Source organism: Citrobacter sp. RHB35-C17, assembly GCF_013816795.1.
Lineage (GTDB): Bacteria > Pseudomonadota > Gammaproteobacteria > Enterobacterales > Enterobacteriaceae > Citrobacter_A > Citrobacter_A amalonaticus.
On sequence record NZ_CP057150.1, the window covers coordinates 1,732,591 to 1,752,206 of the forward strand.

At 53.3% G+C, this 19,616-nt stretch carries 17 protein-coding genes; 15 read left to right on the plus strand and 2 right to left on the minus strand.

The features are described 5' to 3' along the window. Positions 1 to 200: 200 nt before the first annotated feature. A complete protein-coding gene (gene ycaO / locus HVZ37_RS08120; protein WP_043001976.1) occupies positions 201 to 1,961 on the minus strand; it encodes a 30S ribosomal protein S12 methylthiotransferase accessory factor YcaO in 1,761 nt (586 codons plus the stop codon). Positions 1,962 to 2,097: 136 nt separating this feature from the next. Here ycaO and HVZ37_RS08125 point away from each other — a divergent pair, with 136 nt between their 5' ends. From HVZ37_RS08125 to HVZ37_RS08190, 14 genes are all read left to right on the plus strand, one after another. After that, complete coding sequence (locus HVZ37_RS08125; RefSeq protein ID WP_043001196.1) at positions 2,098 to 2,790, plus strand: DUF421 domain-containing protein; 693 nt, start codon at positions 2,098 to 2,100, stop codon at positions 2,788 to 2,790. A 203-nt stretch (positions 2,791 to 2,993) separates the two neighbouring features. Further along, entirely contained in the window at positions 2,994 to 4,082 is a 1,089-nt protein-coding gene (gene serC / locus HVZ37_RS08130) for a 3-phosphoserine/phosphohydroxythreonine transaminase (protein WP_043001195.1), read from the plus strand. 72 nt (positions 4,083 to 4,154) lie between these two features. Beyond that, entirely contained in the window at positions 4,155 to 5,438 is a 1,284-nt protein-coding gene (gene aroA, locus HVZ37_RS08135) for a 3-phosphoshikimate 1-carboxyvinyltransferase (RefSeq protein WP_044256343.1), read from the plus strand. A gap of 143 nt (positions 5,439 to 5,581) precedes the next feature. Beyond that, positions 5,582 to 6,343, plus strand: coding sequence for a M48 family metallopeptidase (locus tag HVZ37_RS08140; RefSeq protein ID WP_043001193.1), 762 nt, complete (start codon positions 5,582 to 5,584; stop codon positions 6,341 to 6,343). Positions 6,344 to 6,515: 172 nt separating this feature from the next. After that, positions 6,516 to 7,199, plus strand: a complete 684-nt coding sequence (gene cmk, locus HVZ37_RS08145) for a (d)CMP kinase (RefSeq protein ID WP_042320210.1) — start codon at positions 6,516 to 6,518, stop codon at positions 7,197 to 7,199. A 113-nt stretch (positions 7,200 to 7,312) separates the two neighbouring features. Then, positions 7,313 to 8,986, plus strand: coding sequence for a 30S ribosomal protein S1 (gene rpsA, locus HVZ37_RS08150; RefSeq protein ID WP_042320207.1), 1,674 nt, complete (start codon positions 7,313 to 7,315; stop codon positions 8,984 to 8,986). Positions 8,987 to 9,133: 147 nt separating this feature from the next. Beyond that, positions 9,134 to 9,418 (plus strand): integration host factor subunit beta, encoded by a 285-nt coding sequence (gene ihfB / locus HVZ37_RS08155; protein ID WP_002463068.1) that lies wholly within the window; start codon positions 9,134 to 9,136, stop codon positions 9,416 to 9,418. Between the two features lie 204 nt (positions 9,419 to 9,622). Beyond that, complete coding sequence (locus HVZ37_RS08160) at positions 9,623 to 11,887, plus strand: ComEC family protein (RefSeq protein WP_181628308.1); 2,265 nt, start codon at positions 9,623 to 9,625, stop codon at positions 11,885 to 11,887. Between the two features lie 36 nt (positions 11,888 to 11,923). Beyond that, positions 11,924 to 13,672 carry a lipid A ABC transporter ATP-binding protein/permease MsbA gene (gene msbA, locus HVZ37_RS08165; protein ID WP_181628309.1) on the plus strand — a complete coding sequence of 583 codons (1,749 nt, stop codon included), beginning with the start codon at positions 11,924 to 11,926 and terminating at the stop codon, positions 13,670 to 13,672. After that, a complete protein-coding gene (lpxK, locus tag HVZ37_RS08170; protein WP_181628310.1) occupies positions 13,669 to 14,646 on the plus strand; it encodes a tetraacyldisaccharide 4'-kinase in 978 nt (325 codons plus the stop codon). The genes msbA and lpxK overlap by 4 nt, the downstream gene beginning before the upstream one ends. 41 nt (positions 14,647 to 14,687) lie before the next feature. Further along, positions 14,688 to 15,920: a winged helix-turn-helix domain-containing protein gene (locus tag HVZ37_RS08175; RefSeq protein ID WP_109740100.1), complete on the plus strand. Its 1,233-nt coding sequence runs from the start codon at positions 14,688 to 14,690 to the stop codon at positions 15,918 to 15,920. A 51-nt stretch (positions 15,921 to 15,971) separates the two neighbouring features. Further along, a complete protein-coding gene (gene ycaR / locus HVZ37_RS08180) occupies positions 15,972 to 16,154 on the plus strand; it encodes a protein YcaR (RefSeq protein ID WP_042320194.1) in 183 nt (60 codons plus the stop codon). Continuing rightward, a complete protein-coding gene (gene kdsB, locus HVZ37_RS08185) occupies positions 16,151 to 16,897 on the plus strand; it encodes a 3-deoxy-manno-octulosonate cytidylyltransferase (protein WP_043001188.1) in 747 nt (248 codons plus the stop codon). The genes ycaR and kdsB overlap by 4 nt, the downstream gene beginning before the upstream one ends. Positions 16,898 to 17,049: 152 nt before the next feature. Further along, the gene (locus tag HVZ37_RS08190) at positions 17,050 to 17,943 is read left to right on the plus strand and encodes a YcbJ family phosphotransferase (protein ID WP_043001187.1); all 894 of its coding nucleotides are present in this window, start codon (positions 17,050 to 17,052) and stop codon (positions 17,941 to 17,943) included. Here HVZ37_RS08190 and elyC read toward each other — a convergent pair. After that, on the minus strand, positions 17,920 to 18,699 hold the full coding sequence (gene elyC / locus HVZ37_RS08195; RefSeq protein WP_104446279.1) for an envelope biogenesis factor ElyC: 780 nt from the start codon (positions 18,697 to 18,699) through the stop codon (positions 17,920 to 17,922). The genes HVZ37_RS08190 and elyC overlap by 24 nt on opposite strands. Positions 18,700 to 18,834: 135 nt before the next feature. Between elyC and cmoM the strand changes: the two genes are divergently transcribed. Beyond that, positions 18,835 to 19,614, plus strand: coding sequence for a tRNA uridine 5-oxyacetic acid(34) methyltransferase CmoM (cmoM, locus tag HVZ37_RS08200; protein ID WP_104446280.1), 780 nt, complete (start codon positions 18,835 to 18,837; stop codon positions 19,612 to 19,614). Positions 19,615 to 19,616 lie beyond the last annotated feature (2 nt).

The window sequence follows — 19,616 nt, forward strand, 5'->3', positions numbered from 1 at the left end:
TAGCCAGTTAATTAATATGGAGTAATTGGCAGATAAAGTAACAACTATCCATTAAATTATGTAATATCAACTACCAACATTTAACTTTGTTATTACATTTATTTTGGGATATTCAAAAATAAATAAAAAGGGGCGCTTAGCGCGCCCCGTAATATAGCCCAGACGATTATTTAAACCTACTCAGCGTAGGTTGATTGGCTTTATTTTGACCAAAATGAAGATTTTGCACGCTGCAACTTCTCATAGGCCTTCAACAGCGACTGGTGTGATGCGAATGCGTGCAGATCGCTGTCAACCGGCTGCAGACCATAAAAGGCGGCTTCACCGCTCAATGCTGCACTGGCGGCTTCGACGGCATTTGCGCCATACATACGGACAAACGCGTTCAGATATTGCAGCGGTTCACGTTCTTCTTCCTGCGACAGCAGTAACAGCGTTTGCAGGCAACGGTAATAATTCGCCCGCTCGGCGCTAAAGATCGACGTATTAAATTCCATCGTCCATTCGGTCCAGATCAGTGCCTGTTCCAGATCACCACCTGCCAGCGCCAGCATTGCTTTCAGTTCCCCAATACGCAGGGTGTACCAGCCGTTATCTGAACCGGTTGCCAGGCCTAACAGTTCACGAACGCGGGTGAAATCATCAAACCCTTCTTCATCGAGTTGCTCAATCAGGTTGAGATAGTCTTCTTTATCCCAGCGACTATTCGGCAGTGAGAGCAGGGTCTCGCGCAGATGGACGCCCATGGCGTTATTGGCTAACCACAGATCTTCAGCAGGATAAATATCAGACATCCCAGGAACGATGATCCGACAGGCGTAGACACCGAGATGTTCGTAATCGGCGATGTACACCTCTTTATCTTCCGCGTTGAAGATCGCCATCAGGGTGGCAAACTCTTCTTCTGTGGTACCGGAGAAACTCCAGTCAACGAACGGGTAGTCGGCATCCTGCTTGAACAGATCCCAGGAGATCAGACCGCTGGAGTCAATGAAGTGTGTTTCCAGGTTGGTATGCTCAGCCACTTCTTCATCGTCGAAGGTCGGCGGCGTGAAGACGTCGAGATCTTTCAGACCACGGCCCTGCAGCAGTTCCGTCACGGTACGTTCCAGTGCGACGCCAAAATCAGGGTGTGCGCCGAAAGAGGCGAAGCAGGTGCCGTTAGCCGGATTGAACAGCACAACGCAGATCACCGGATACTGACCGCCCAGAGAACCGTCGTAAGCAAAGATGGGGAAACCTTCCGCTTCCAGCGTTGCAATAGATTCCACCACCGCCGGGTAGCGTGCCAGCACGTCGGCCGGAATTTCCGGCAGGCTGATGCTTTCGGCAATAATGCGATTCTTCACGTAACGCTCAAAGACTTCAGATAACCCTTGCACGCGCGCTTCGTTACGGGTGTTACCGGCGGACATCCCGTTTGAGACGTACAGGTTGCCGATAATGTTCATTGGAATATAGACGGTCTGGTTATCCGACTGGCGGGTAAACGGCAGGCCGCAGATACCACGCTCTTCGTTGCCAGACTGCAGGTCGATCAGCATGCTGCCGGTCAGTTCGTTCTCGGGATCGTAGAAGGCACGCAGGCGGGCATCCAGCAGACCGTCCGGTACGTCATCATTTTCGGTCAGCGGGAACCATTTCTCGTTCGGATAATGCACGAACGGGCCATTGGCGATGGTTTCACCCAGCCAGAAATCGGCAAAGAAATAGTTGGTTGACAGACGCTCAAAATATTCGCCCAACGCCGAGGCCAGCGCGGCCTTTTTCGTCGCCCCTTTGCCGTTGGTAAAGCACAGCGCACACTCTTTATCGCGAATGTGTACGGACCAGACATTCGGCACCGGGTTCAGCCACGAGGCCTCTTCAATATGGAAACCGAGGTCGAGCAGTTTTTGCTGGAAGCGAGCGATGGAGTCTTCCAGTGCGGCGTCTTTGCCGGGAATAAATGTTTGCGTCATGAAAATCACTTTTGTCGTACGGAAAGCGCGCAATGATACGGGTTTTACGTGACTGACGCTATCGCCGCCACTGACGCGGCGCAAATAAAAGTTTTGGCTATGCTTGTAGGCAGTGATCCACCATAAGAGCATAAAAATGAAAGCGTTTGATTTACAACGGATGGCACTCGATAAAGTGCCGATGGAATTCCTCGGTGAAGTGGCTTTACGCAGTCTGTATACCTTCGTACTGGTCTATCTGTTTCTCAAACTCACAGGACGACGCGGCGTGCGACAGATGTCGCTCTTCGAAGTGCTGATTATTTTAACGCTGGGGTCGGCGGCGGGTGACGTGGCCTTTTATGATGATGTCCCGATGTTGCCAGTACTGGTGGTCTTCATTACCCTCGCGCTGCTGTACCGTCTGGTGATGTGGCTGATGGCGCGCAGTGAAAAACTGGAAGATTTACTGGAAGGTAAGCCCGTCGTGATTATTGAAGATGGCGAGCTGGCGTGGGAAAAACTGAACCAGTCAAATATGACCGAGTTCGAGTTTTTCATGGAGCTGCGACTGAATGGCGTTGAGCAACTGGGACAGGTGCGCCTGGCGATCCTTGAAACGAATGGTCAGATCAGCGTTTATTTCTTTGAAGACAGTGAGGTAAAGCCTGGCTTAAGCATTTTGCCGAAGTATTGTACGCAACGTTATAAAGTCGTTCCTGAAGCGGGAGAGTATTCCTGTGTGCGATGCAGTGAAGTGATCACAATGAAAGCCGGCGATCGTCAGGCGTGCCCGCGGTGTAAAAATCCAGAATGGTCGAAGGCCAGTCGGGCAAAACGGGTCGTCTGACAGCAAAAATATCGGTCTTTTATCGTCAATCCCGAAGATTCTGTTGTGTGAGCGAACACTCATTTTTACTCGAGTTTGTTTTAGCCATTGCGGCGCGTGTCACTGAATGATAAAACCGATATCCACAGGAATAACTTATACCCAATCTCTGTTCATGTACGAAAAGAGATTGGGTTAATAACAACGCAACGTGGTGAGGGGAAATGGCTCAGGTCTTCAATTTTAGTTCAGGTCCGGCAATGTTACCGGCAGACGTGCTTAAACTGGCTCAAAAGGATCTTTGTGACTGGAACGGTCTTGGTACGTCCGTCATGGAAGTGAGCCACCGCGGCAAAGAATTCATCCAGGTCGCGCAAGAAGCGGAGCAGGATTTTCGCGATCTGTTGAATATCCCCTCCAACTACAAAGTGCTGTTTTGTCACGGCGGTGGTCGTGGCCAGTTTTCTGCCATTCCGCTGAACATTCTGGGCGACAAAACCACGGCAGACTACGTTGATGCAGGCTACTGGGCAGCCAGCGCCGTCAAAGAAGCGAAAAAATACTGCACGCCGAATGTGATTGACGCCAAAGTTTCGGTCGATGGCCTGCGCGGCGTGAAGCCGATGAGTGAGTGGCAGCCTTCTGCTGATGCAGCGTATCTGCATTACTGCCCGAACGAAACCATCGATGGCATCGCAATTAACGAAACGCCCAATTTTGGTTCCGATGTGGTGGTGACCGCTGATTTCTCCTCAACCATTCTCTCCGGACCGCTGGATGTTTCACGCTATGGCATCATTTATGCGGGCGCACAGAAGAACATTGGCCCGGCGGGTTTGACTATCGTCATCGTACGCGAAGATTTACTGGGTAAAGCGAATGTGGCGTGTCCGTCGATCCTCGATTATTCCGTTCTGAACGACAATGACTCGATGTTCAATACGCCGCCGACCTTCGCCTGGTATCTTTCCGGCCTGGTGTTCAAATGGCTGAAAGCCAATGGTGGCGTGGCGGCGATGGATAAAATCAATCAGCAAAAAGCAGAACTGCTGTACGGTGTGATTGATAACAGTGACTTCTATCGTAACGATGTCGCGAAAGCGAACCGTTCACGTATGAACGTGCCGTTCCAGTTAGCTGACAGCGCGCTGGATAAGCTCTTCCTGGAAGAGTCTTTTGCTGCGGGCCTGCACGCGCTGAAAGGCCACCGCGTTGTCGGCGGAATGCGTGCCTCCATTTATAACGCGATGCCGCTGGAAGGGGTAAAAGCGCTTGCCGATTTCATGACTGATTTCGAGCGCCGTCGCGGCTAATCAGCTGTCTCTTTTCATCCCCACAGCCTTGTCTGTGGGGTTTTTATTTCTGTCTTTTGAGAGTTGAGTTTCATGGAATCCCTGACGTTACAACCCATCGCACGGGTCGATGGCACGATTAATCTGCCAGGCTCGAAGAGCGTATCAAACCGCGCGCTGTTACTGGCGGCGTTAGCTCATGGCACCACAGAGCTGACCAACCTGTTAGACAGCGATGACGTTCGCCATATGCTCAATGCCCTGAGTGCGTTGGGGATTGATTACACTCTTTCTGCGGATCGCACCCGCTGTGAAATCACGGGTAACGCAGGCCCGCTGCACGCCGAAGGCGCATTAGAGCTGTTTCTGGGCAATGCCGGAACGGCAATGCGACCGCTGGCCGCCGCACTGTGCCTTGGCGCAAACGATATTGTGCTGACCGGTGAACCGCGTATGAAAGAGCGCCCGATTGGTCATCTGGTGGATGCGCTGCGTCAGGGCGGGGCGAACATTGAGTATCTGGAGCAGGAAAACTATCCGCCGCTTCGACTGCGTGGCGGATTTACCGGCGGACAGGTTGAGGTTGACGGCAGCGTCTCCAGCCAGTTTCTCACTGCGCTGCTGATGACCGCGCCTCTGGCACCCCAGGATACGGTGATAAGTATCAAAGGCGATCTGGTGTCGAAACCGTATATTGATATCACGCTGAACCTGATGAAAACCTTTGGCGTTGAGATAGAGAACCAGAGCTATCAGCGCTTTGTGGTCAAAGGCGGTCAGCAGTACCACTCTCCAGGTCATTATCTGGTTGAAGGAGATGCTTCATCGGCCTCCTATTTCCTCGCGGCAGGCGCCATTAAAGGTGGAACGGTGAAAGTGACCGGGATTGGCCGCAACAGCATGCAGGGCGATATCCGTTTTGCCGATGTGTTGGAGAAAATGGGCGCGACCGTCACCTGGGGTGACGACTTTATCGCCTGTACCCGTGGCGAACTGAATGCCATCGATATGGACATGAACCATATTCCGGATGCCGCCATGACTATCGCGACAGCCGCGTTGTTTGCCAAAGGTACGACAACGCTTCGCAACATTTATAACTGGCGGGTGAAAGAAACTGATCGTCTGTTTGCGATGGCGACCGAACTGCGCAAAGTCGGCGCGGAAGTGGAAGAGGGGCATGATTTTATTCGCATCACGCCGCCGGCACACCTGAAGTTTGCCGACATTAGCACCTATAACGATCACCGTATGGCGATGTGTTTCTCGCTGGTGGCGTTATCTGATACGCCGGTTACGATCCTTGACCCGAAATGTACCGCCAAAACCTTCCCTGACTATTTCGAACAGTTGGCGCGTATCAGTACCCCTGCCTGATTTCTCTCTTCGCGCCGGTCAACTGGCTGGCGCGATATCGTCTGTATCTGTACTTTTTTCCTGTTACTGCTAATGCTAACGTGTTGATGATTTAATATTTTGATTTATATGTGTTTTATTATAAATATCAACGGAAGATTAGCATGAAAAATAAATCACTCCTGATTACTATTGCAGTATCCGCAGCGCTGCTGGCGGGATGTAAAAATGGCGTTAATGGTGACATGCTCGCCAGTTCGGGCATGTCGGCCTATAAAGCAGCCACGCTTTCTGATACCGATGTCAAAACGTTGTCCAGCAACGCCTGCAAACAGATGGATAGCCAGAATCAACTTGCGGGAAAAAGCAGTAAATACACCAGGCGTCTGGGTAAGATTGCCAAAGCTCTGGGAAATAATATTGATGGTACTCCGGTCGATTATAAGGTCTACATCACTTCTGACGTCAATGCGTGGGCAATGGCGAACGGTTGTGTTCGCGTCTATTCCGGTTTGATGGATCTGATGACCGATAATGAAATCGAAGGGGTATTAGGTCACGAGTTAGGTCACGTCTCTTTAGGGCATTCCCGCAAAGCAATGCAGACGGCTTATGCTACCCTGGCCGCGCGTGATGCGATTTCTGCCACCAGCGGCGTGGCTTCACAACTCTCTCAGTCGCAGTTAGGCGATTTGGCTGAAGGGGTGATCAACTCGGCGTTCTCCCGCAGTCAGGAATCTGAGGCTGATGACTTCTCCTATGACCTGATGAAAAAACGTGGCATCAATACGCAGGGGTTAGTGAGCGCATTCGATAAGTTAGCCACAATGGATGCCGGCCACGCTAAATCCCTGATGGATTCCCACCCGGCGTCAGCCGACCGTGCTCAGCATATGCGTGACCGTATCGCTGAAGATAAAAAGTAAAACATTGTCATCTTTCGGGCTGGTTTCTCCCCGGCCCGCTATAATTGCGCAATTATTCTTCACCTGGTGACAGACTAAATCGGTTTTTGCACACAACGTTAACGATTGTGGGCGTTGGCGCGTATAATGCGCGGCGTTTACGTTAACAGAACGCCTGTTTAAGGAGATAAAGATGACGGCAATTGCCCCGGTAATTACCATTGATGGCCCAAGCGGTGCAGGAAAAGGCACCTTGTGCAAAGCGATGGCGGAAGCATTGCAATGGCATCTGTTGGACTCTGGCGCAATCTATCGCGTGCTGGCGCTGGCGGCATTACATCATCATGTTGATGTTGCATCGGAAGACGCGCTGGTTCCGCTGGCAACCCATCTCGATGTCCGCTTTGTTTCAACCGACGGAAATCTGGAAGTGATCCTTGAAGGGGAAGACGTCAGCGGTGAAATCCGCACGCAGGAAGTCGCCAATGCCGCCTCTCAGGTCGCCGCATTCCCTCGCGTACGTGAGGCACTGCTGCGTCGTCAACGCGCTTTCCGTGAAGCACCCGGACTGATCGCTGATGGACGTGATATGGGGACGGTAGTTTTCCCGGATGCGCCGGTCAAAATTTTCCTTGACGCCTCCTCGGAAGAACGTGCACATCGCCGTATGCTACAGTTGCAGGAGAAGGGCTTTAGTGTTAACTTTGAACGCCTTTTGGCCGAGATCAAAGAACGTGACGATCGCGACCGAAACCGTGCTGTAGCGCCGTTGGTTCCCGCTGCTGATGCTTTAGTTTTAGATTCCACACGATTAAGCATTGAGCAAGTGATTGAAAAAGCGCTACAATACGCGCGCCAAAAACTGGCACTCGCTTAAGAGCGACCGAATTTGCAGTACCCCCGTTGCAATGGAATGACAGCGGGTATGTTAAACAACCCCATCCGGCACGGAGCCAGGTGGACGTTAAATATGAAACCTGAAGATTAAACATGACTGAATCTTTTGCTCAACTGTTTGAAGAATCCTTAAAAGAAATCGAAACCCGTCCGGGTTCCATCGTTCGCGGTGTTGTTGTTGCTATCGACAAAGACGTTGTTCTGGTTGATGCAGGCCTGAAATCTGAATCTGCAATTCCTGCAGAACAGTTCAAAAACGCGGCTGGCGAACTGGAAATCCAGGTGGGCGACGAAGTTGATGTTGCTCTGGATGCAGTAGAAGACGGCTTCGGTGAAACACTGCTGTCTCGTGAAAAAGCGAAACGTCACGAAGCATGGATCACGCTGGAAAAAGCTTACGAAGATGCTGAAACTGTTACCGGTGTTATCAACGGCAAAGTTAAGGGCGGCTTCACTGTTGAGCTGAACGGTATTCGTGCGTTCCTGCCAGGTTCACTGGTAGACGTTCGTCCGGTGCGTGATACGCTGCACCTGGAAGGCAAAGAGCTTGAATTCAAAGTCATCAAGCTGGATCAGAAACGCAACAACGTTGTTGTTTCTCGTCGTGCCGTGATCGAATCCGAAAACAGCGCAGAGCGCGATCAGCTGCTGGAAAACCTGCAGGAAGGCATGGAAGTTAAAGGTATCGTTAAGAACCTCACTGACTACGGTGCATTCGTTGATCTGGGTGGCGTTGACGGCCTGCTGCACATCACCGATATGGCATGGAAACGCGTTAAGCATCCGAGCGAAATCGTAAACGTTGGCGACGAAATCACTGTTAAAGTGCTGAAGTTCGACCGCGAACGTACCCGTGTATCTCTGGGCCTGAAACAGCTGGGCGAAGATCCGTGGGTAGCTATCGCTAAGCGTTATCCGGAAGGTACTAAACTGACCGGTCGCGTAACCAACCTGACCGACTACGGCTGCTTCGTTGAAATCGAAGAAGGCGTTGAAGGGCTGGTTCACGTTTCCGAAATGGACTGGACCAACAAAAACATCCATCCGTCCAAAGTTGTTAACGTTGGCGACGTAGTGGAAGTTATGGTTCTGGATATCGACGAAGAACGTCGTCGTATCTCCCTGGGCCTGAAGCAGTGCAAATCTAACCCATGGCAGCAGTTCGCGGAAACCCACAACAAGGGCGACCGTGTTGAAGGTAAAATCAAGTCTATCACTGACTTCGGTATCTTCATCGGCCTGGACGGCGGCATCGACGGCCTGGTTCACCTGTCTGACATCTCCTGGAACGTTGCAGGCGAAGAAGCAGTTCGTGAATACAAAAAAGGCGACGAAATCGCAGCAGTTGTTCTGCAGGTTGACGCAGAGCGCGAGCGTATCTCTCTGGGCGTTAAACAGCTGGCAGAAGATCCGTTCAACAACTGGGTTGCACTGAACAAGAAAGGCGCAATCGTAAACGGTAAAGTGACTGCAGTTGACGCGAAAGGCGCAACCGTAGAACTGGCTGACGGCGTTGAAGGTTACCTGCGCGCTTCTGAAGCATCCCGTGACCGCGTTGAAGACGCTACCCTGGTTCTGAGCGTGGGTGACGACGTTGAAGCTAAATTCACCGGCGTTGACCGTAAGAACCGTGCAATCAGCCTGTCTGTTCGTGCTAAAGACGAAGCTGATGAGAAAGATGCCATCGCAACTGTTAACAAACAGGAAGATGCAAACTTCTCCAACAACGCAATGGCTGAAGCTTTCAAAGCAGCTAAAGGCGAGTAATTCTTTGATACTTTGGGAGGTTTCGTCCTGAAGTCAGATGAGAATACTTGACAGATTATAGAATTCGTTCTGTAATCAATGACAAAGGGCGGCTACGGCCGCCCTTAATCAATGCAACAGCAGCAGCTTATTGGAACCGGAGGAATCATGACCAAGTCAGAATTGATTGAAAGACTTGCCACTCAGCAATCTCATATTCCCGCGAAAGCGGTTGAAGATGCGGTCAAAGAGATGCTGGAGCATATGGCCTCGACTCTTGCACAGGGCGAGCGTATTGAAATCCGCGGTTTCGGCAGCTTTTCTTTGCACTACCGTGCACCACGTACCGGGCGTAACCCGAAGACTGGCGACAAAGTGGATCTGGAAGGGAAATACGTTCCGCACTTTAAGCCGGGTAAAGAACTGCGCGATCGCGCCAATATTTACGGTTAAGTTTTTCGCACAACGTAACCTCAGAAAAGCACCTTTACGGTGCTTTTTTCTTGCCTGCTTTTCAACCCTGGAATGCCGCTCGCATTTCATGTTGCACATTGCCGGGCGGCGATGAAAATCGCGGAATCATGGCCGTAAATCCTTCATTCTCCTCCTGACAATCCCGGTTCAGACCCGCACACTGCCGCCAACACGGAGGTGTGTATGAAATTAACGACGGTCAGTCTGTGTGCATTAGGGGGGATTTTCCCTTTATTTTTGCTACCTGCGCTGCCGGGGGGATGGCTTGTTAGCATCCTGTTTGTGCTGGCCTGTCTGCTCGGTCTGCTCCGCTGGAAAGTGGCACAGTACGCTGGGCTTCTCCTGCTGTTTTTTCTCTGGGGCGTCATGGCGGCGAAACAGTCGCTGTGGGCGGGAAATACGTTGCCCGCCGCCACGCAGGAGACCATCGTTGAGCTGACGGCCACGGATAGCATGACGACACATGCCGGGCTGATCACGCATCTTAATGGGCATCGGCTTTTCCCTGCCGTCGGTATTGTGCTTTATAACCAATATTTGCCAATCGCGCCGTGCGCGGGACAACGTTGGGCGATGACGCTGAAGGTCCGTGCCATGCACGGCGAGTTAAATGACGGCGGATTTGATAGTCAGCGTTATGCCCTGGCACAGCATCAGCCGCTCACTGGCCGATTTTTACAGGCAAAGATTGTCGACAGCAAATGCAGCTGGCGAGCGCGCTATCTTGCCTCGTTAACGGATTCTCTGGAAAACTATCCCTGGCAGCAGGTGATACTAGGTCTGGGGATGGGGGAGCGCCTGCTGGTGCCACAGGAAGTCAAAGCGATCATGCGAGATACCGGCACGGCGCATCTGATGGCAATTTCCGGCCTGCATATCGCTTTTGCAGCTTTACTGGCAGCAGCTCTGATTCGCGGCGTGCAGTTTCTGCTGCCGATCAGTGCAATTCGCTGGCAACATCCTGTGATTGGTGGGCTTATTTGCGCTGCGTTTTACGCCTGGCTGACCGGGTTACAGCCTCCGGCGCTACGTACGGTGGTGGCGCTGCTGGTGTGGGGGGCACTGAAATTATGCGGGCGGCAATGGAGCGGATGGTCAGTCTGGTGCTGCTGTCTGGCGGCTATTCTGGTTGTTGATCCCGTCGCCGTGATCTCGCAAAGCCTGTGGCTTTCGGCCTTTGCCGTTGCGGCGCTGTTATTCTGGTACCAATGGTTTCCTTGCCCCGCCTGTCCCACATCACGTGCCGGGCGCTTGCTGGTTGAACTGGCACATCTGCAACTGGGGATTACCTTGCTGCTTATGCCGCTACAAATCGCACTGTTCCACGGTATCAGCCTGACGTCGTTTGCTGCGAATCTGTTTGCTGTCCCGCTGGTTACGTTTGTCAGCGTCCCGCTGATCCTCGCCGGAATGGTGGTCCATCTCACTGGTCCGCTGCTTCTTGAGGGCGGACTCTGGTATCTGGCCGATCGCTCACTGGCTGCATTATTCTGGGCGCTCAATCACTTGCCTGCGGGGTGGATCAACGTTGATGCCCGTTGGCAGTGGCTGGTCTTTGTCCCTTGGCTGATGCTACCCGGTTGGCGATTTATCGCCTGGCGCGTTTTCCCCGGCCTGTGTCTGGCGACGCTGGCGTTGCTGAGCTGGCCGTTCTGGAGTCCGGTGCGCACTGACGCCTGGCAGGTGCACATGCTGGATGTCGGGCAGGGGTTAGCGATAGTTATCGTCCGTAATGGTAAAGCGTTACTCTACGATACCGGGCTGGCCTGGCCGGGAGGTGACAGCGCCCAACAGATAATCATTCCGTGGCTGCGCTGGCACCACTTGCAACCAGAGGGGATTATTCTCAGCCATGAGCATCTCGACCATCGCGGTGGACTACACTCTTTGCAGACAACCTGGCCAGCGCTTTGGGTGCGCAGTCCGTTAGGCTGGCAGGGGCATCTGCCGTGTTACCGCGGTGAGACGTGGCAATGGCAGGGACTGCGTTTTAGCGTGCACTGGCCGTTAAAAGGAGACCCGACGCAGGGGAATAATCACTCTTGCGTCGTAAAGATTGATGATGGTACGCACAGTATTCTGCTGACGGGCGATATAGAGTCCCCCGCGGAACTGAAAATGCTCAGTCATTACTGGCAGCATCTTTCGGCGACGGCAATCCAGGTACCACACCATGGCAGCAGTACCTCTTCTTCACTGGCGCTACTTCAGCGCGTTAGTGGCAACGTGGCGCTGGTCTCCGCCTCACGCTATAACGCCTGGCGATTGCCGTCATGGAAGGTGAAGCAACGCTATCTGCAACAGGGTTACCGGTGGTGTGATACCCCGCATCAGGGGCAAATTTCGCTGGATTTTTCAACACAGGGCTGGCAGGCGATCAGCCTGCGGGAGCAAATTTTACCTCGTTGGTATCATCAGTGGTTTGGCGTGTCAGACGATAACGGGTAGAATATGCGGCTATTTCAACAGATGCTGGTTTCTTGAATGCATAACGATAAAGATCTCTCTACGTGGCAGACGTTTCGCCGACTGTGGCCAACCATTGCGCCTTTCAAATCGGGTCTGATCGTGGCGGGTGTTGCGTTAATCCTCAACGCGGCCAGCGATACCTTCATGTTATCGCTCCTCAAACCATTACTGGACGATGGTTTTGGTAAAACAGATCGCTCAGTGTTGCTTTGGATGCCGCTGGTGGTTATTGGGCTGATGATTTTACGTGGTATCACCAGCTATATCTCCAGCTACTGTATTTCCTGGGTATCCGGCAAAGTGGTGATGACCATGCGTCGTCGCCTGTTCGGTCATATGATGGGAATGCCGGTTTCTTTCTTTGACAAACAGTCTACCGGGACGCTGCTGTCTCGTATTACTTATGATTCTGAACAGGTAGCCTCTTCGTCTTCCGGTGCGCTGATTACCGTTGTGCGTGAAGGTGCATCGATTATCGGCCTGTTCATCATGATGTTCTATTACAGCTGGCAATTGTCGATAATCCTGGTTGTGCTGGCACCTATTGTGTCGATCGCGATTCGCGTAGTCTCCAAACGTTTTCGTGCTATCAGTAAGAATATGCAGAATACGATGGGGCAGGTGACAACCAGCGCGGAGCAGATGCTGAAAGGCCACAAAGAGGTACTGATCTTCGGTGGTCAGGGAGTGGAAACGAAGCGCTTCGACAAAGTCAGTAACAAGATGCGTTTGCAGGGGATGAAGATGGTTTCTGCCTCTTCCATTTCCGATCCTGTCATCCAGTTGATCGCTTCACTGGCGCTGGCGTTTGTGCTGTACGCGGCTAGCTTCCCAAGCGTGATGGACAGCCTGACGGCAGGGACGATCACCGTGGTCTTCTCCTCAATGATCGCCCTGATGCGTCCGTTGAAGTCGTTGACTAACGTTAACGCCCAGTTCCAGCGTGGGATGGCCGCATGCCAGACTTTATTTGCCATCCTAGATAGCGAGCAGGAAAAAGACGAAGGTAAACGTGTGATTGAGCGTGCGACCGGCGATCTGGAATTCCGCAATGTCACCTTTACCTATCCGGGGCGCGAAGTACCGGCGCTGTGTAACATCAACCTGAAAATTCCGGCGGGCAAAACCGTTGCGCTGGTGGGGCGTTCAGGTTCCGGCAAATCAACCATTGCCAGTCTGATCACGCGTTTCTATGACATCAATGAAGGTGAAATCCTGATGGATGGTCACGATCTGCGGGAATACACCCTGGCCTCGTTACGTAATCAGGTCGCGCTGGTGTCGCAGAACGTACATCTGTTCAACGACACGGTGGCGAATAACATCGCCTACGCGCGAACTGAGCAGTATAGCCGTGAGGAGATCGAAGAAGCGGCTCGTATGGCTTATGCCATGGACTTTATCAATAAGATGGATAACGGCCTTGATACGGTGATCGGTGAAAACGGCGTGCTGCTTTCCGGTGGTCAACGTCAACGTATCGCCATCGCGCGTGCCTTACTGCGTGACAGCCCGATTCTGATCCTTGATGAAGCCACGTCAGCGCTGGATACCGAATCTGAACGCGCCATTCAGGCGGCGCTGGACGAACTGCAGAAAAACCGCACCTCGCTGGTGATTGCGCACCGCCTTTCAACTATCGAACAGGCCGATGAAATTGTGGTCGTGGAAGATGGGCTGATTGTGGAGCGCGGTACGCACAACGAGCTGCTGGAACACCGCGGCGTCTACGCGCAACTGCACAAAATGCAATTTGGTCAATGATCGCACGCATCTGGTCCGGTGAGTCGCCCTTGTGGCGACTGTTACTCCCACTTTCCTGGTTATACGGCCTGGTGAGCGGGGCGATCCGCCTGTGCTACACGCTCGGGATCAAACGCGCCTGGCGCGCACCGGTGCCGGTGGTGGTGGTCGGTAATTTGACGGCAGGTGGCAATGGCAAAACGCCGATAGTGATCTGGTTGGTGGAACAACTCCAGCAGCGCGGTCTTCGCGTTGGGGTAGTTTCTCGTGGATATGGCGGCAAAGCCGCGTCCTATCCCTTGCTGCTGAATGCCGAAACCACCACGGCGGAAGCGGGTGATGAGCCGGTGCTGATTTATCAGCGCACCGGCGCGCCAGTTGCCGTATCGCCCAACCGGGCTGACGCGGTAAAAGCGATTCTGGCGCATCACGATGTGCAGATTATCGTTACTGATGATGGTCTTCAGCACTACCGTCTGGCGCGAGATGTCGAGATTGTGGTGGTTGATGGCGTTCGTCGCTTCGGCAACGGCTGGTGGCTACCGGCAGGTCCGATGCGGGAGCGGGCAGGTCGCCTGAAAACGGTGGATGCGGTTATTGTTAATGGCGGTATTCCACAGGCGGGCGAGATCCCGATGCATCTGGCGCCAGGACAGGCTGTGAACCTGCGTACCGGTGAACGTCGTGATATCGCGCAATTGAAAAATGTCGTGGCAATGGCCGGTATTGGTCATCCGCCACGCTTTTTTGCCACGTTAGAATCCTGTGGCGTACAGCCGCAAAAATGTGTTCCTCTGGCGGATCATCAGGCATTGACTTCGCATGATGTCAACGGCCTACTAAACGGGTCGCAAACGCTGGTCATGACGGAGAAGGACGCCGTGAAGTGCCGTGCCTTTGCCGAAGACAACTGGTGGTATCTTCCTGTCGATGCACATTTGTCGGGGACTGAACCTGAGACATTACTCGAAAAATTGATCTCGCTGACACGTTAGCGCACCACCATGACGGCAGCGTACAAATGAGGGAATCATGAATGTCGTTGCCGTACCTCTCACTTACGGATGCCCGTAACCTTCATCTCGCCGCCCAGGGATTGTTAAAAAAACCACGTCGTCGCGCGTTGGCAAGCGATATCCTGCCGACGATTACCCGTATGTCGCTACTACAAATCGATACCATCAATATTGTCGCCCGCAGTCCCTACCTTGTGTTGTTCAGTCGACTGGGCAATTACACCCCACAGTGGCTGGATGATGCGTTGGCGCAGGGTGAACTGATGGAGTACTGGGCCCATGAGGCCTGTTTCCTGCCGCGTAGTGATTTTACGCTGATACGCCACCGGATGCTGGCACCTGAAAAAATGGGCTGGAAGTACCAGGCGGCGTGGATGGAAGAGCATGCCGGCGAAATTGAGCAACTGTTGCAGCATATTCATCAAAATGGACCGGTACGCTCGGCTGACTTTGAGCATCCGCGTAAAGGCAACAGCGGCTGGTGGGACTGGAAGCCGCACAAGCTGCATCTGGAAGGGTTGTTTACGGCAGGAAAAGTGATGGTGATTGAGCGTCGCAATTTCCAGCGCGTGTACGATCTCACGCATCGCGTGATGCCACACTGGGATGATGAACGCGATTTGCTACCCCGGGCGCAAGCAGAATCCGTCATGCTGGACAACAGTGCGCGCAGCCTGGGTATTTTTCGTGAGCAGTGGCTGGCAGATTACTACCGCCTGAAACGTCCTGAGTTACAAAACTGGCGCGACGTGCGGGCTGAACAGCAGTACATCATTCCGGTAGAGGTCGAAAAACTTGGTCGGCTGTGGTTGCATGCGGATTTGCTGCCGCAACTTGAACAGGCACAGGCAGGCAAGCTGACAGCGACGCATAGCGCGGTACTGTCGCCGTTTGATCCGGTGGTTTGGGATCGCAAACGTGCGGAGCAACTGTTCGATTTCAGCTATCGGCTGGAGTGCTACACGCCAGCCCCAAAGCGCCAGTATGGTTATTTTGTCCTGCCTTTACTGCACCGGGGTCAGTTGGTGGGGCGGATGGACGCCAAAATGCACCGTAAGACGGGCGTACTGGAAGTGATTTCTCTCTATCTGCAAGAAGGCGTAAAGCCAGGAGTGACGCTGCAAAATGGGCTACAGCAGGCGATAACCGATTTTGCCCGCTGGCAGAATGCCGTTCGCGTGACGCTCGGCCGCTGTCCGGCAGGGATATTTACGCAATGTCGACAGGGGTGGGAAATAGACGCAGTCGCATGAGCGAGTATGATAAGATCTCTGCATTCATTACCCGGTCCATCTGGAGGAACTATGGATCATCGACTGCTTGAAATCGTTGCCTGCCCGGTCTGTAACGGCAAACTCTGGTACAACCAGGAAAAACAAGAACTGATCTGCAAACTGGATAACCTCGCTTTTCCACTGCGTGATGGCATTCCCGTTTTGCTGGAAACCGAGGCCCGTGTATTAGCGGCTGATGAGCGTAAATCATGAGTTTTGTCGTCATTATTCCTGCCCGCTACGCCTCCACGCGTCTGCCGGGTAAACCGTTGCAGGACATCAACGGTAAACCGATGATTGTGCATGTGCTGGAACGCGCCCGTGAATCCGGCGCTGAGCGTATTATTGTCGCGACCGATCATGAAGAGGTCGCACGCGCCGTTGAAGTGGCGGGTGGAGAAGTGTGCATGACCCGCGTCGATCACCAGTCCGGGACAGAACGTCTGGCTGAAGTGGTTGAGAAGTGTGGTTTCAGTGATGACACCGTGATTGTCAATGTGCAGGGTGATGAGCCGATGATCCCGGCCATCATTATTCGCCAGGTGGCAGAAAACCTGGCGCAGCGTCAGGTTGGAATGGCCACGCTCGCGGCACCGATTCATAGTGCGGAAGAGGCGTTCAATCCGAATGCAGTGAAGGTGGTACTGGATGCCGAAGGCTATGCGCTGTATTTCTCGCGTGCAACGATCCCCTGGGATCGCGATCGTTTTGCGAAAAGTCGCGAGACCGTCGGCGATAATTTCCTGCGACATCTCGGCATTTACGGCTACCGCGCCGGATTTATCCGCCGCTATGTGAGCTGGGAGCCCAGCCCGTTGGAAAACATCGAGATGCTGGAGCAACTCCGCGTGCTGTGGTACGGCGAAAAAATCCACGTGGCTGTGGCAAAAGAGGTGCCTGGCACCGGTGTTGATACCGCAGAAGACCTCGAGCGCGTTCGCGCTGAAATGCGTTAATTTTCTTTACGACACTCCGCTCTTTAGTGAGAGGAGTGTCGTACCGTTACGATTTTCCACGCTTTTTCTTTTCAACAATTGATCTCATCCGGGTGACATCCGTCGGTGTGGCGCTCATTATAAAAGCAGTAGCTTTTATGAGGGCAATCTGAATGGAACAGCTGCGCGCCGAATTAAGTCATTTACTGGGCGAAAAACTGAGCCGCATTGAATGCGTGAATGAAAAAGTCGACACAGCACTGTGGTCGCTCTATGACAGCCAGGGCAACCCAATGCCGCTGATGGCCCAAAGTTTCACCACGCCGGGGGTCGCGCAACAACTGGCCTGGAAAACCACCATGTTAGCGCGTAGCGGCACCGTGCGAATGCCGGTCATTTATGGGGTGATGACTCACGATGAACATCCCGGTCCGGATGTCTTACTGCTGGAACGTCTGCGTGGCGTCCCCGTTGAAGCGCCGGCCCGGACGCCGGAGCGTTGGGAGCAGCTCAAAGATCAGATTGTCGAAGGGTTACTGGCCTGGCACCGCCAGGATAGCCGGGGGTGTGTCGGTGCGGTGGACAATACGCAGGAGAATATCTGGCCTTCCTGGTATCGTCAGCGGGTTGAGGTGCTCTGGAGTACGCTCAATCAGTTCAACAACACCGGGCTAACCATGCAGGATAAGCGCATTCTGTTTCGCACCCGCGAATGTCTGCCCGCGCTGTTTGACGGCTTTAACGACAACTGTGTGCTGGTGCATGGCAATTTCAGTCTGCGCAGCATGTTAAAAGACGCCCGGAGCGACCAGCTTCTGGCGATGGTGGGGCCTGGTATTATGCTCTGGGCACCACGGGAGTACGAACTGTTCCGGCTGGTAGATAACACGCTGGCGGAAGGACTACTCTGGCACTACCTGCAACGCGCGCCAGTGGCGGAATCGTTCATCTGGCGGCGTTGGTTATACGTGTTATGGGATGAAGTGGCGCAACTGGTCAATACCGGGCGCTTTAACCGATCTCATTTTGATCTCGCTGCGAAATCACTCCTGCCCTGGCTCGCCTGACGAGCCTTTCAACCGCTGCCAGACTCTCCCCAGCGTCTCGTAGCTTGCGCGATCGCTATGCATCAACCAGACGGGAGAGGGGATTGCCCGCTCCCACGGATTCAACGGGGAATCGATAGCCAGTTGATTCGCCGGAGCCGGCAGCGGATTTAACCCGGCCTGCTGAAAGAAAATCATTGCTCGCGGCAGATGAGAGGCTGAAGTGACCAGCAGGAATGGCGCGTCGCCGATAGCCTGCTTCACGGCAGCGGCTTCTTCCTCCGTATCCTTAGGCTTGTCGAGCGTGATGATATCCTCTTCCGGCACCCCCAGCGATTGCGCCACCCGTGCGCCAACTTCTGCCGTACTCACCGGATTGGTTTTGGCATTCGCGCCGGTAAAAATCAATTTCGAACCCGGGTTAGCCCGCCACAGACGTATTCCCTCATTTAGACGCGGCAAACTGTTGTTGATCAGGTTAGAACTGGGCGCCCACTGCGGGTTCCAGGTATAGCCGCCGCCTAACACGACGACGTATTCAACTTTCTGCGTATCCTGCCAGGTGGGGTAGCTATTTTCTATCGGGCGCAGCAGATGGTCTGCAACGGGTTGCAGGCTGAGCAGGAACAGTACCAGCCAACTGAGGCTGATAAATACCTTGCCGGTTTTCTGAAAACGGCTAAACCACAGCAGTGCCAGACCGATACCCATCATCAAGAGCAGAAAAGGGAGAGGCAACAGCATGCCGCCAATCACTTTCTTCAGCGTAAAAAGCATCCTTTTTGGTTCCTTTTTTGACCATACAGCAGAAGAATAATCGTGATATTACACCAGAGAGGTTCATTCTCCGCGCGGGTGTGACAAAATAGCGGTTTTATCAGAGAACAGCTAAGCCAGCCTGTGGAGAGCCCGATGCGGGATCGCAATTTTGATGACATTGCTGAGAAGTTTTCCCGTAATATTTACGGCACCACAAAAGGGCAGCTAAGGCAGGCGATCCTGTGGCAGGATCTCGACCTTATTCTGGCAGACTTCGGCGCGCAACCACTGCGTGTGCTGGACGCTGGCGGCGGTGAAGGACAAACGGCCATTAAAATGGCAGAACGTGGTCATCACGTGACGTTGTGTGACGTCTCCGGTGAGATGATCGCCCGTGCGCAACGGGCGGCAGAAGCCAAAGGTGTGAGCCACAACATGCATTTTATACAATGCGCTGCTCAGGACGTCGCTTCGCATTTGGAAAGCTCCGTTGATCTGATATTGTTTCACGCTGTGCTGGAGTGGGTCGCCGATCCGGTCAGCGTGTTAAAGACCCTTTGGTCGGTATTGCGTCCCGGTGGCGTACTGTCGTTAATGTTCTACAATGCCAACGGCCTGTTGATGCATAACATGGTGGCGGGGAACTTTGACTACGTGCAGATAGGGATGCCCAAACGTAAGAAGCGTACCCTTTCACCAGACTATCCGCGTGAGCCAGGAGAGGTTTACCAGTGGCTGGAACAGATGGGCTGGCAGATCACCGGGAAAACCGGGGTGCGCGTGTTTCATGATTATCTGCGTGAGAAACATCAGCAGCGTGACTGTTATGAGATATTGCTTGAATTAGAAACGCGTTACTGTCGCCTGGAGCCGTATGTCAGCCTGGGTCGTTACATTCACGTCACCGCGCGTAAACCGCAGATGCAAGGATAACC